Origin of the sequence: Metabacillus litoralis (assembly GCF_020524045.1) — a bacterium.
Taxonomy (GTDB): domain Bacteria; phylum Bacillota; class Bacilli; order Bacillales; family Bacillaceae; genus Metabacillus; species Metabacillus litoralis_C.
Genome location: NZ_JAIVKL010000008.1, coordinates 241546 through 255853, shown reverse-complemented (window position 1 = coordinate 255853; position 14308 = coordinate 241546). Strand labels below are relative to the sequence as shown.

General features: G+C 32.8%; 15 protein-coding genes. 1 reads left to right on the top strand and 14 read right to left on the bottom strand.

The window, feature by feature from the left end:
* Positions 1–28: 28 nt before the first annotated feature.
* The 9 genes from LC076_RS14645 to nikA form a co-directional block, all read right to left on the bottom strand.
* Entirely contained in the window at positions 29–1048 is a 1020-nt protein-coding gene (locus tag LC076_RS14645; protein ID WP_226669834.1) for an ROK family transcriptional regulator, read from the bottom strand.
* A 400-nt stretch (positions 1049–1448) separates the two neighbouring features.
* On the bottom strand, positions 1449–2327 hold the full coding sequence (locus LC076_RS14640) for an SMP-30/gluconolactonase/LRE family protein (protein ID WP_226669833.1): 879 nt from the start codon (positions 2325–2327) through the stop codon (positions 1449–1451).
* 155 nt (positions 2328–2482) lie between these two features.
* Positions 2483–3826 (bottom strand): MATE family efflux transporter, encoded by a 1344-nt coding sequence (locus LC076_RS14635; RefSeq protein ID WP_226669832.1) that lies wholly within the window; start codon positions 3824–3826, stop codon positions 2483–2485.
* Between the two features lie 16 nt (positions 3827–3842).
* On the bottom strand, positions 3843–4337 hold the full coding sequence (locus tag LC076_RS14630; RefSeq protein ID WP_226669831.1) for a GNAT family N-acetyltransferase: 495 nt from the start codon (positions 4335–4337) through the stop codon (positions 3843–3845).
* A 28-nt stretch (positions 4338–4365) separates the two neighbouring features.
* Positions 4366–5136: an ABC transporter ATP-binding protein gene (locus LC076_RS14625; RefSeq protein WP_226669830.1), complete on the bottom strand. Its 771-nt coding sequence runs from the start codon at positions 5134–5136 to the stop codon at positions 4366–4368.
* Positions 5133–5966, bottom strand: coding sequence for an ABC transporter ATP-binding protein (locus LC076_RS14620; RefSeq protein ID WP_226669829.1), 834 nt, complete (start codon positions 5964–5966; stop codon positions 5133–5135). The genes LC076_RS14625 and LC076_RS14620 overlap by 4 nt, the downstream gene beginning before the upstream one ends.
* The gene (gene nikC / locus LC076_RS14615) at positions 5963–6814 is read right to left on the bottom strand and encodes a nickel transporter permease (protein WP_226669828.1); all 852 of its coding nucleotides are present in this window, start codon (positions 6812–6814) and stop codon (positions 5963–5965) included. Before nikC ends, LC076_RS14620 begins: the two co-directional genes overlap by 4 nt.
* Positions 6814–7764, bottom strand: a complete 951-nt coding sequence (nikB, locus tag LC076_RS14610) for a nickel ABC transporter permease (protein WP_226669827.1) — start codon at positions 7762–7764, stop codon at positions 6814–6816. Before nikB ends, nikC begins: the two co-directional genes overlap by 1 nt.
* A 308-nt stretch (positions 7765–8072) precedes the next feature.
* Positions 8073–9611, bottom strand: a complete 1539-nt coding sequence (gene nikA, locus LC076_RS14605) for a nickel ABC transporter substrate-binding protein (RefSeq protein ID WP_226669826.1) — start codon at positions 9609–9611, stop codon at positions 8073–8075.
* A 124-nt stretch (positions 9612–9735) separates the two neighbouring features.
* Between nikA and LC076_RS14600 the strand changes: the two genes are divergently transcribed.
* Positions 9736–9909, top strand: a complete 174-nt coding sequence (locus LC076_RS14600; RefSeq protein ID WP_226669825.1) for a hypothetical protein — start codon at positions 9736–9738, stop codon at positions 9907–9909.
* A 470-nt stretch (positions 9910–10379) separates the two neighbouring features.
* Here LC076_RS14600 and LC076_RS14595 read toward each other — a convergent pair whose 3' ends face one another.
* The 5 genes from LC076_RS14595 to LC076_RS14575 all read right to left on the bottom strand — a co-directional run bounded on the left by LC076_RS14595 (position 10380) and on the right by LC076_RS14575 (position 14028).
* The gene (locus LC076_RS14595) at positions 10380–10520 is read right to left on the bottom strand and encodes a hypothetical protein (protein WP_226669824.1); all 141 of its coding nucleotides are present in this window, start codon (positions 10518–10520) and stop codon (positions 10380–10382) included.
* A gap of 118 nt (positions 10521–10638) precedes the next feature.
* Positions 10639–11079 carry a hypothetical protein gene (locus tag LC076_RS14590; RefSeq protein ID WP_226669823.1) on the bottom strand — a complete coding sequence of 147 codons (441 nt, stop codon included), beginning with the start codon at positions 11077–11079 and terminating at the stop codon, positions 10639–10641.
* Between the two features lie 71 nt (positions 11080–11150).
* Positions 11151–12002, bottom strand: coding sequence for a pentapeptide repeat-containing protein (locus tag LC076_RS14585; protein ID WP_226669822.1), 852 nt, complete (start codon positions 12000–12002; stop codon positions 11151–11153).
* A 285-nt stretch (positions 12003–12287) separates the two neighbouring features.
* A complete protein-coding gene (locus LC076_RS14580) occupies positions 12288–13169 on the bottom strand; it encodes a hypothetical protein (RefSeq protein WP_226669821.1) in 882 nt (293 codons plus the stop codon).
* Positions 13170–13194: 25 nt separating this feature from the next.
* Positions 13195–14028 carry an SPL family radical SAM protein gene (locus LC076_RS14575; RefSeq protein WP_226669820.1) on the bottom strand — a complete coding sequence of 278 codons (834 nt, stop codon included), beginning with the start codon at positions 14026–14028 and terminating at the stop codon, positions 13195–13197.
* Positions 14029–14308: the final 280 nt, after the last annotated feature.

The following is a 14308-nucleotide window of genomic DNA, read 5'->3' as shown; positions in this document are numbered from 1 at the left end:
ACTTTTCCCCTTTATGTTTATGTTATATTTATTCTGTCGTTGAGATCATTTGTTCTAAACAAAGATGTTGCAAACCATATAAGTAATCTTGTTTCCAATCACTTACAGTAAGTTGTGGAAGGTGCTCTGCTGGGATATACGTCGAACTTTTTTTAGCAATACGTTCGATAATATCAAGAGTTGCTTCATCATGACAAAAAATAAAAGTATGAGGATTAATGATCGCGACAAAAGCAGCAACCAACCTGCTGACAGCGTCGATTTCATTATGTTCATTGAAACTCTTTTTCTTAAAATCATTACCTAAAGCAGTTAAGAAATTTTGATCATTATATTGTGGAATGAACGAAACTTCTCCTGAAAAAAAGGTACTTCCTCTTACAACATCTCCATTCACCATGATTCCAGCACCTGGTCCGTTTTGTCCAGAATATAAATAAATAAGAGATTGATTGTTTTTGATATTCATTTTATAGTGGTATCCAAGAACAGCAGCATTCATATCATTCTCAATCACAACTGTAATCTCAAAATGTTCTTCAAGGTGTTTCTTTAAATCAAAATTCTGAAGATGTTCATAACCTGGTATATAAAAGATTCGGCCGTTTTCCACTGCACCTGGAACTCCAATGGCAATAGATCGTAAATTAGGATACTTCGCTACTTTATCTTCAATAATCTCTAGTAATAAACGTAATACATCTTTATCTTTTAATACACTTTGAATTTTCCCTTGATCCTTTACTTCTCCAAAACAGTTAAACACAACATAATTTGTTTCATTACTTTCTAAAAAAATAGCGAGACCTAACATATAATCAGCTCGATATGCATATCTATTCGCTCTTCTTCCACCACTAGAATCATCAAGACCTACTAGCATTATTTCACCATTGCTTTCCATTTTCTTTAGAAACTTATTTATTGTAGGGAAACTAATTTCTAATCGTTCACTAAGTTCAACCTTTGTTGCACTACCTAAATCTATAAGAGATGAACGAATTTCACGATTAATATTATTTTTTGGAAAATTTCGGTTTTCTTTCATATGATTCACCACTTTCTCAACTTATTAAATCACTTTAATAAGTTATTAAAAATGTAACACAAGAACAGGGTGTGACAAAAGTATTTTCACAAAATAGCTATCGAACAATTGTTATAGGTGTAGTTACAACGCTCCTGAAATATATTCCGCTAAGCTATAAGTTTTATCGGAATTTTTGTTTCTCACTAAGTTATGTTCCAGCCTTATCCAGATTTTATTGATTTTAAATCGATTGAAGACAACAAATAAAGACCCGAATAATTAGGAAAATGTTTAATGAAAACATCATCTAATAAGTCGGGTCTATCCTAAGCTTACATACTATTGTTCTATCCTCTTTTATAATTGTTGAAATATCCAGGAGTTGGAATGTTTCATGATTCTTCTATGTAGTAATCAATCATTCTTCACCATTAAATTGATATGTTGCTCCGCCATTAATATTGGTTTTTAATTTAAATAAACCACCAGCATGTGGATATTTTTCAAGATCTTCCTCACTTGTACCAATTCTCGCTGTTGTGATGTAAAGATCATTAAGCTTTTCTCCACCAAATGAACAAGATGTTACATTTGCAGCTGGAACATTAATAAAATCAATTTGTTTTCCTTGATTAGGATCCCATCTTGATATACCATAACCACCCCATTGAGCAACCCAAAGCATTCCATCTTGATCAATTGTCATACCGTCCGGATCACCTGTTCCCTCTTTTAGGGTGATGACCACTTTTGGATCTTTAATTTCACCAGAAAGAAGATCATAATCATATCTAACTACTTGTCTAGTTGGTGTATCAATAAAGTACATGAACCTATTATCTGGAGACCAAGTGATTCCATTTGAAATCGTTAAATTTTCTAATTTTTTTGATATTCTATATTTCTGATCTAAAAGATATAAAGATCCCGCACCCTTTTTTGCATCAATATCCATCGTTCCAACCCAAAAACGTCCTGCAGGATCACACTTTCCATCATTAAAACGATTATCCGGTAAATGTGCTTCAGGGTTATGTATTTCTTTTAACATGTTTTGTTGAAAGTCATAGCTATATAACCCATTTTGTAAGGCCAAAATAATTCCACCGTCTTTTTTTGGTGCTATTGCCCCAACTAATTGTTCAACAACTACTTCTTTGTTTTCTTTAGAGATCGGATTGTACTGATAAAATTTCTTTTGTAAAATATCTACCCAATATAAAACTTTTTCTTTTTCATCCCAACTAGGACCTTCACCTAAAGTAGATTTACTATCAATAACTAATTCTATCGTCAACTAAACTCACCTATCTTCCTATTCAATCGATTCTCTTAATATACAACAATTTACATACTAATATTATAGTATATAAAAGAGTGAAAATGGTTTAAAATGTTTTTTCGGTTTCCTAGAAGAAAATTAAACATGTTTTTAGATGGTTCATGATATCATCATCTAAATCTACTTCTTGTCAGATTAGGAATGAAAAGAGATAAAAAGAATGATCTTGAAGCACTAAATATTACAAAAGCTAGCCAAAGCCCTGTATTTTGATATGGTGCTAGTAGCCAAATTGCGATCAGGAACACAAGTAATGCAAAAACAATGGAATTTCTTATTGATTTTGCTTCTGTTGCACCGGAAAATATTCCTTCCAATTGCAATCCCCAAAATCCAACAAATGGAAAGATGATCATCCAAACAAGTAGTTCACTTGCCGTTTCTCTTACATCTGGAATAATAGTGAAAAGAGAGATAACGATGTCACCAAAGAAAATGATGACTAGAGATAATCCGATTGCGGCAATAAATCCCCATTGACCTGATAAGAAAAAAGCCCTTTTATAGAGGAATTGATTATTTCCACCAATGGATCGACCAACAAGGATACTTGACGCATTTGCAAATCCACCAAAAAGATAAGCCATAATATAATGAATTTGAAGAATAATTGCATTTGCTGCTAAAGTGACTTCTCCCATGCTTGCACCTTTTGAAGTGAAAATTCCTGTCATTGTTAATAAACAAACTGTTCGTAGAAATAAATCTCGATTTACATGTAACATTTTTAAAAGTGGTTCTGATTCAAGTAACATGCTAAGCTTTATTTGAGATAATCGAACTTTATTTACCTTAAAAATAAGGTATGCTCCGAACATAATCGCACTTATTTCTGCAATAAGTGTAGCATAAGCAACACCTGAAACCCCCATATTAAAACCTAAAACAAACACAAGATCTAAGATAATATTGAGTAAATTCATGACAATTTGCATGGCTAAAGAAAGCTTAACTTTACCTAAGCCCATTAGCCAACCAATCATCACATAACTAAGAAGAATAAACGGTGCTCCCCATATCCGAACCTTGAAATAGGTTGCTGCATAGCTTGTTACTGATTCACTAGCACCTATAACCTTTAATGAAATCTGTAGAATAGGGTATTGTAAAATAATAAAAATCATGCCAACAATGATCGCAATAATCATTGGTCTTAATAAGGATAATATGGTTTCTTTATCGTTATTTGATCCTTGAGCTTGTGAAGTAAAACCGCTAGTACTTACACGAAGAAATCCTAGTAGCCAATACATTGTATTAAAAATAAGCGCTCCAATTGCCACTCCACCAATTGAAGCTGGATCTGGTATTCTCCCAACTACTGCTGTATCAACAGCGCCAAGGATCGGAGTAGAAATTCCAGATATAATAAGTGGTATTGCTAAATGCAGGTATTCTTTTTGGTGTAAAGAAGGTTTGTTACTGATGTTTAAAGATGAGGTTGCTCCCTTCATTTATATCTCCTTCTAATTATAAAATCACTTTTTCTAAATGAACTGTTTCCATTGCATCGAGTTCATCTAGGATTATTGTAAACTCTTTTTTCTGCCAAAAAGATAATCCACCTGGAAAAAATTTTTGGGTATGTAAATACATCGTTTTATAACCCGCTTCTTTACAATATTGTTCAATATGTGAAAAAAGCGCTGAACCGATACCTTCTCTGCGTAGGTCTTGATCAACATAGCATTTCACTATCTCACAAGTTGTTTGAATTTCATATCGATTTTTTAATGTGGCAAATCGATCATCGTAAGGTCGTACAGCAATTGTGCCAACAACTTTGCCGTCTTTAAAGGCAGCTAAAAACGTTGCTTTTTCTTTTTCTAAAAATAATGTGTCCATTTCAGTTATATCTTTTTTTGAAGCTTCACTTAGTGGATAAGGAAAAACTGACTTCATAGTTTTTTCTAAAAAATCTCCAACTTGATGGATTTCTACTTTTTTCACAGTTTGAATTTCCATAGATGAAATAGCCTCTCTTTCTACTTACTTAATCAATTGCTGCAGCTTTAATAAGAGCTTTTGTATAGGAATCACGCTTTTTTGAATAAAGTTCTTCAAGACTAAATTCATCAACAATTGATCCGCCTTTTAATACGATCATTTTATCACATAAAAATGTTACAGCTCTTATATCATGAGAGATAAAGAGAATTGACATATTGGTTTTTCTTTGAAGCTCCTTCAATAACTCTAGAATTTGAACTTGTACAGTCACATCAAGGCTTGCGGTTGGTTCATCACATATAAGTAGTGATGGTTCAATGCTTATCGCTCTTGCTATACTAACACGTTGCTTTTGTCCTCCACTTAATTCGCTAGGGTAACGATCCGCCATTTGCTTTTCTAGTCCGACCATCTCTAAAAGCAGCATAGCTATTTCTTTTCGTGATAAATCACCGGATAGATAAGAAGGAGTAATTTCTTTAAAATTATCAAGTGGCTCAATCAAACTTTTCCATATTGGTAATTTGGGATTTAATGTACTAGTTGAATCCTGGAAAATCATTTGCACACTTTTACGATACTGACGAACTTGCGATCTTTTTTTTGGAGGAATTTGTTCTCCATTAAGAAGAATTTTGCCGTTTTTATATTGTTCAAGTCCTAAAATTAATTGAGCCAATGTGCTTTTGCCACTTCCACTTTCACCAACAATTCCAACACACTGACCTTCTGTTACATGAAAGGATATTCTTTCTAGTGCTTTTACTCGATTGGCATAGTTTTTGGATACTTCATCAATAATTAATAAACTCATAGTATAACAACTCTTTCTCTTTGTTCTACTAACTCATTCTCATGCGGAAGTGATAGTAAACAAGAACATAGCTTTTTGGTGTAAGGGTGTTTATGATGACAGCGAATTTGTTCTGGAAGACCTTCTTCAACGATAATTCCTTGATGCATCACATACATGCGATCTGTTCTTTTATACGCTTGAGCTAAGTCGTGTGTGATCATTATAACCGCACAACCTGTTTCCTTTCGAACAAAATCTAGATAATCTAAAACCTTTTCACCACTCATCACATCAAGTGCAGTTGTGACTTCATCACAAATGAGCAAATCTGGCTTTAGTGCAAGAGCCATTGCAATTGCACATCTTTGTATCTGTCCCCCACTTAATTGAAAGGGATAGCTATGATAAGCACGGTCCGCCTCTAACCCCATTTCTTCTAAAACTTCCATTGCAATGACCTTTGCTTCTTTTTTCTTGATAGGGAGATGAGCACAAATCGTTTCAACCATTTGCTTACCAATTCGAATAAATGGTGTAAAACTACTTCGATAATCTTGAAAGATCATACCGATATTTTTTCCTAGTAATTTCCGATGATTTTTGGGTGTCAGGGTTAGAAGATCTTTATTTTTAAACAAAATTTCACTATGCTGCAATTGCATATTACCCGGTAGAAGATTCATAATTGCTTTTGCTGTTAAACTTTTACCACTTCCACTCTCACCGATAAGTCCCACAATTTCCCCACTATTTATATGTAAATTCACAGACTCAAGTAAAGTTGTCGATTGTTGACGTTCTTTTACCATAATTGTTAGATTCGGTATCGAAAGTAAATGCTCGCTCACAAATATTCCCTCCCTTTCCGGATATCAAAATGATTTTTTAACCCATCGCCTAATAGATTAAAGGTTAAAACGGTTAACATAATCGCAAGTCCAGGGTAGATCATAAGAGAAGGAATCACTTGAAAATATGCTCTTCCCTCATTAAGCATAGCTCCCCACTCCGGTATAGGTGGTTGTGCACCAAGGCCAATATAAGATAAAGCTGAGATAAGCAGTATTACTTTACCAATATCAATCGCAGCCATCACAATAATATCAGGCATCACCTGCGGTAATAAATGCATTCGAATTGTTTTAAATACACTAGAGTATGATACCTTAGAAACTAGAACATATTCTTTCTCTTTTTCAGCTAAAACTAAGCCTCTGACTACACGTGCATACACAATCCATCTAACCAAAACAATTGCTATAATGATATTTGTTAAGTTAGGTCCTAATATTCCCGCAATTGCAATAGCTAAAATCACATCTGGAAACGAAAGAATCCCATCAATAATTCTCATAAATATGCTATCAATTTTCCCACCAATAAATCCTGATAAAAGGCCTATAGGAACACCAATGAACACGGATAAAAGAATAGCTAATCCCCCTAATCCAACCGTTATTTTTGCTCCATACACAATTCTAGCAAAAATATCTCTACCTAATTGATCAGTACCGAACCAATGAGTAGATGATGATTTTTGTAGTCTATTTCCCATATCAATTTCAAACGGACCATGCGTTGATATAATTCCCCCGACAAAAATTGTCATGAGTATAATACTACAAAGAAATAGTCCAATAACCATCGTAGGATGACGAAATAAACGAGATGTTTTCTTACTTAGAACTGCTTCCATTATGCTACCTCCTTTCCTTGCTTAATTTGTGGATTTATAAGCAAATAAAGTAAATCAACAAGTAAATTTGTTATCACCACAAGAATACCGATGATCAGAATATATCCTTGTATAACTGGATAATCTCGTTGGAGAACGGCTTGAACAATTAAATCACCCATCCCAGGCCATGAAAAAAGGGTTTCAATCACCATAATTCCACCAAGAAGACTGCCGATACTTAAACCAAACATAGTGACTAACGGAATAAGACTTCCTCTTAATGCATGAAAAAGGAGCACTCTTTCTTTTGATAATCCCCTTGCTTTTGCAGCTTCAATATATGGACTTTGCAATGTTGAGATAAGTCGCTCTCGCAATAGACGTATGTATATAGGAGCCATCGCTATGCCTAATGTAACTGAAGGTAATATATAGTGTGCGATCGATCCTTTCCCCATGACTGGTAGAAGATTTAATTGTAGAGAGAAAAAATAGATTAATAATAAGCCAAGCCAAAAGCTTGGGATCGAAGCACCGACCAATGCAATTAATCGGCTGATATAATCGGGCCACCGACCTTCATAAACTGCACCAATTACTCCAAGCGGTATGGAAAGGAAAAATAAGACAATCAAACCGCCTATAGCTAATGATATCGTGGCTGGCAGACGATCCATAATCATCTCTATAACAGGTTTTTTTGAAATAACAGATTTCCCAAGATCTAATTGTGCAACATCGATAAGCCATTGACTATATTGCTTGAAAATTGGTTCATCAAAGCCATATTCTTTCCTTAATTTCTCCTCATCTACTTTTGTTGTAGCAACATCATCTACTTTCAAAATCGATCGAATTGGATCTCCTGGTGTTATCTTCATCAATAAAAATGTGAAAATAGACAACACTAGAATCATAATGATTAATTGAATCAATCTAGATCCAATAATTGACAATACTCTTTGCATTATTTTCACCTACCAACATTCATTTTTATAGGGTGTTTTCTCAGTCTTTGTTTCTATGTATTAAGTAATGTAATAATGTTCACGAGAAATAAATAATTCAATGGTTATTCTCTTTTGTGCCAAACATTTAATCTGACCTAGCTCAAGTGTTTGGTACTAAATCTCTCCTGTCATGCTATTTTATTTAATCTAATTAATACGTCATTCTTTCGGTAAAACTCATAGCAAAGACTATCTAGTAAAAATTTAAAAAACTACAAAAGTGAAAGGAAAAGTATCATAATGACACTTTCTCTTTCACTTATTAGTTATTCTACATCCATTTTATTAGTAATAAGATAATATTCTTCAGATCCTGGTTTCCAATTTTTCACACGTTTATTTACTCCTACAATAATATGTGGATGAAGTATAAAGGATTGTGGCACTTGTTCTTGAACAATAGATACTGCTTTCTTTTGCAATTCAATTCGTTCATTAAGGTCAATTGTACCATTTAGTTGTTTTGTTACATCATTTAATTCTTGAATATTGATTTTACCAGGATTTAGTGCACCATCTGGTAAATAAGCAACATTGAAGAAATACCCACCATCTCCTCTTGGTGCTGATAAATTAGAATATGTGACTAAATCCCACTCATTTTGTTGCTCCCATAGATAACTATCAATATTTTCTATTGTCACGATATTTATCTTTATTCCAACTTTTGCTGCTTCTGCTTGGTAATACTGTGCGATTAATGGTAACTCTGGTCTTCCTTGATAAGTTGCTAACGTTAATTCAAGAACTTTACCGTCTTTTTCTAACAAGTCATCTGCATTCATTTGATAACCTGCTTCTTTTAATAGATCTTCCGCTTTTGCCTGATCATATGCTACAGGTTGTATCTTACTAGCAAAAGCAAATTCTTGATTAAAAGGTCCATTTGCTGCTGTTGCATATCCATTCATGATTTCATTCACTGCAACTTCGCGATTAATCAATAAATCTAATGCTTTTCTTACATTTTCATCTTGTAAAGCAGGCTTTGTATGATTATATAACATAAAGTGTACCCGTAAGCTTGGAACAGATTCAACACTAAGTTGATCACTGGTTTCAATCGGATCTAATGTCTCTGGAGGAAGATGATAAGCAATATCTGCTTCACCCGATTGTAGTGCAAGAGCACGAACATTTCCATCAGAATTAAATTTAACTGTGACATTTTCTAATTTTGCAGCTCCATCCCAATACCCCTCATATCGTTCAAGTTTAATTTCTGCTTCAGCTGTAAAATCTGCTACTAGAAAAGGTCCTGTCGCAATTGGCTTACTGTCAATATTTTCTTCATCTACCTTGACAATTGAGGCATTTGTATGAACAAGTTCGGATAAAAAAGCAGGATATACTTCTGTTGTAACAAATGTAACTTCCTGTGCATTTGCTTCAATTGAGTCTATTTTTAAGCTTGATCCAATCGCTTCATTAACTTCTAGTAATCTCTCAAAAGAAGCTTTAACTGCCTCACCATCAACTTTTGTGCCATCATGGAACGTGATGCCATCTCTAATTTTAAATGTCCATGTTTTCTCATCGTCTTGCACCCAAGACTCTGCTATCCATGGTTGAATCTCTAAATTATCATCAATTTTTACTAATGTCTCTGCAATACCTGCGCGAACACCCATCCAATCTTGATGAGGATCAATGGATTTAGAAGAAAAGCTAAAAAGTAGTGTTAGAGATTTAGAATCATTTGGCTTAGTACCACTTTTACTAACTTGTTGATCTGAATTTGTACAAGCAGTAGCAATCGCTAGGAATAAAACCAATAGTATGGATAAAGTAACATGTCTTTTCATTATGAATATTTCCACTCCTTAAATTTTAACGTATTTTTATCACTCGATTATCTTTAGAATTTTCTATTAGCTGTTTTCAATAGAAAAATGTTATAGCTTTTTCGAAACAAATGAGGCTCCGATAATGAGTATTCCATCAATAAAAAATAAAGACAGTTTATATATCTCACCATTAGATAAAACCTTACATCAAATTAAAAAACAATCCTATGAATTAAGGAATTTAAAATGGCTAGTAAAGATACACACCCTTTTAAATCAAGTGATATTAATTGGCAAGAAAATCAATAAAACGTAATGGTTTTGATTTATACTAGATTACTATATAAAAAAAGGAAACATTCGTCAATATTAAATCGTAATCTTTTCGATTATTTTTGGATAATGCAACAAAAATTAAGTTTAACAGCCATTAAACATATTAAATGACTGATAATAACCTAATCGAAATAATTGAGATTAAGAATATTTGTTTAATAAATACGATAAAAAAATATCGCTCACATGTTGTGTAATTGATCCTCTAACATATGAGCGATAGATATGATTCTCGAAAACAAAGTAATATAATATAAGAGTAGGTCTGAAAATCTCTCTCGTAAGCTTTGCTCCTGTGGGGTATCCCTTTAACACGCTTATCTAAGCTGGATTCTCTTCAATCAACAAAGTGCTAAAAAAACTGACATTAAGCTTTAACATACTAAAATTAATACAATGAAGATCCTATAATTCTCTATAATCTAATGAAAAAGACAAATGTTTTACTCTTCAATTTCTCTTCGATAACTGGTCTCTAATATCACCTAATTTTTCATCTATATCATCTAACTTTTTCTTACAGTTGTAAAAGTAATGAGCAACTCTTGAAATGAGATAAATAATAAATAATAGAAAAACGAGTTCTAACATATGTATGAATTCCTCTCAATTAAATGTTATTGTTAAGATGTATATGAATGTAAAAACAGAAAATATAAGAGTTTCTATGTATTAATTTAAAAATTAGTTTCTATTACATTTGTGTTTTTCAATTAAAATCAATGTGTTCACGAATATATTTAGCATCACTTTCGTTTATATTGTAATATTTTACTTGATCCCAAGTTTCACCTGAACGTATTCCGATCTTCGCTCCTTTATTTGTAAACCAAACCTTGGATTCAATTAATAATGTTGATTGTTTTGGACTTTTTATAAATAGATAAACATCTGGATTCTCTAAATCTTCTTGTATATTAATCTTGTTTTTGTTCATAAAAATCATCATGAAATTATCAACGATTGCTTGATCTTCACTATCTTTTATCCTTTGTTTGAAATCGATTTGACCAAGATGTTCTTTGTGTTCGTATCCAATCATAATCTCTCTTGTTGTTTCATTAGAAGTGAATTTACCAGTAAAAAAACCAACCAAAAAAATCATCAAAATTAACACAGCGGTTAAAATGATTTTCATAAAAGAACTCATTCAAGCACTCCTTTGTTTACAAAATGAATAAAAGAGGTTTTATAAGAGATATATTCATTATTTCTACTAATTTACATGATCCAATGATTTGGCATACTTAATGAATCAGGCAATTTAGTTGATTTATCTCCATTAGCGGAGTTTATCTGAGCTTGTGTTAGAAAAATACTCCCCCGAAGATTGGCACCACTTAAATTTGCATCACGTAAATCTGCACCAATAAGATCTGTCATTCTTAGATCAGCTTCACGTAAATCAGAAGCAATTAGTAATGCCCCTCTTAAATTGCTTCCCCTAAAGTTAGCTCCACGTAAATTTGCACCAACAAAATCATTCCCCTTACGGATGTTTTTCTGTTTAATGTGATTGGTATCAAACTTTACCTTGGATCGCACTAGTTCACTTGTTTTGAGAAGAAGATTATTAACCATTGCCCTATGTGATGGAATATCTAGAGCTAAAATTTCATCTGTGCTTAAAAAGGTTAATGCTTCTGTTTTTTCTAAAACACGATGTAATTCATGATATATTGTTATCGTTTCTTTCCTATGTATTGCTTCATTTAAATAGCAAATCATTTCATGTAATTGCTGCATAATCGGAAATACAGAAAACATTTCATTTTGGGAAGTTGGATTTTCACGCCAATCCTTTCCTTTGTACAAAATTTGCGAAACCTTTTGCCCAGCACCAAAACATTCATAAACTGTACACCCTTTATAGCCTTTATTTCTAAGTTTACGATGAATACCACAGCGAAAATCAGATTGCAAATGACTACACGGTGTACCGCTATCCTTATCATGTGCAAAATCCGATGATTTCGCATATGGTAGAGCAACACAACATAAACCAAAGCATTTTTCACAATCTGCTTTAAGATGATTTTGATTATCGGCTATCACTTGAAATGTATCAGACATAATTGACACTTCCTTTTTTAATCAAAGATGCTCATGTTTCTTGAGCAAATAACCAATAATATATTACCATATATATCCACTGACAGTATATACTTATAGTAAATAACAACGATAAATAACTTGGGCAAAGTCTTGGAACATCTTGACTTCAGCGTGCAATTAGCCAATACCTACTTGCTTCTTTTATATATGAAATCCGTAAATCTATAGAAATCCTAGTTTTTTAATGACAATTCACCAAATAATTTGTACAGTTCAAAATAGAGTGAAAACCACAATCCCTTTCTACCAACTAAATGTTCCTTCTGAAGAGCCTTCTGTATCAAAAGTGAATCCTAATCCATCCTTCACTTTTACAAGAAGTTTTACATTTCCCATTTTGTTTCCTACTTCTTCTGTAACATCTAATAATTCAGTAAAATTAATGCTTTCCGAGTAGGAGTCTGACCCATAATGAAGACCTTCATGATTTATTAATAAATCCCATTCTTTCATGAGTTTTTCATCGAAAATTAACTGAGCTTTCGCACTTTTCATTTTTAAATCATGAATATCCACTCCACTAAGCAATTCATTTTTGAAGGTATTATTAATATCGATAGTAACATTAAGTTGACCGTCACCACTTTGATGGACAAATGCGTTTGTTTGGATTCGTTGATCCAGCTGTTCTTTAAAAAACAAATCTACTAAACTCTCAGATCTTTCTCCTTCATTAGATGTAGCAACAACCTGAGTTTCATAATTTCCATTCAGTGGAAAAGAGTGCTGAACGACATAGTTCAATCCATTATCTTTAGTAACTTCAAGCTCAGACCATTTCCCTTCTGTTTTTTCTCTGTATAATAATGAAATGTTCTCACCTTCATTTAATTCTTTTAAGCTCCACTCCATTACAACATCAATTTTATTTGCTGCAATATTCACATTAGTAATCTGATATTCTTTCTTTTGAATCCATAGCTGATTTTGCATAAATTCGTTTAGCTTCATATCAATTTGAGAAGAAAGATCTTGTACAGAATAATTCACATTCGATATTTCATTCTGCATAGAATCAAATAACCCCATCCGTTCTTCTAATGAACTAATTTTGCTATAGCTTAATATATTACATATGAGCAGAATACCGATTATTGTAAGAAATAGTTTCTCTCTTTTTAACATATAAGTCCTCCTAACTATGTTGCATTTATTTTTGGTATGGACTAAATCCACTTTTGGAAACCATCAATTCAACTTCTGAATCCTGAAGTTCTTCTTGTATCATTCTTAGAACGACTTTATAGGCGGTTGGGTTGTACCACTTCTCTAATCCCATTTGTTGATAAATTTTTTCAACGCCAAGTTTTCCTGTCCGTTTTCCTCCACTACCATCACCCATCCAAAAATCATCAATGGTTATTCGTTTTGCGATGTGTTTTAGTTTTTTAGGAAAGTCTCTTGAACAAGGTAGCAATGAAGCTATTGTTGCTTGTGTCATAATTCCTGTATCAGTTATCTCTTTTAAAGCTGCAAGTCTTGCGGCAATAGGAAGAGCAGTGGGTGAGAAAGCCTTCCTTACTTCTTCTTTATCTGTTTCAATTGTCATGGAAATCCTTATTTTATTTCCAAATTTCTTAAATAAATCGATATCTCTTTTTACTAAGGGTGATCTTGTTTGTATATGTAAAAAATCTGGCTGTTCTTCTAACATGACTTCTAATAAACTTCTAGTTAACTCTGTTTTCACTTCAATTGGTTGATACGGATCAGTAGAAGAAGACATAAAAATGGTTACAGGACCTTTTTTCTTAGCTTTGATCATATCTTTTTTTAAAAGCTCAGCCGCATTACTTTTGATATCAATCCAAGAACCCCATTCCTGTTCACGAAATAACGATAGAGGAAGCTGCCTTACATAACAGTATGTACAACCGAAAACACACCCCATATAAGGATTTAAAGAATGAGTAAAATTATCTATCGCTCCTTTAGCAGGAGTTAATATACTTTTCGAGACAATATCTTTAAGTTGAATGTGCATGTTAATCACCTCAACTCCTTTCACTATAACTCTTCATCTTCTCAATTAGAAAAATTCTAATTACAACAATAATATCAATTATTATTAAATGAAAACAGTCACTATCAAAATAGATTTTATTGTTTTTTTTCATGAAAGACCTTTAGATCTTGTCTTTAACTTTAGACATTAAAGTGGTTTAATAAATTAGGTATAAGAGGAAATAAATAATCGCTGAAAATGAAATGACAGAATAGTACTGAGGATTTTGCATGAGTATTAAAAAATCTTTTACGTAACT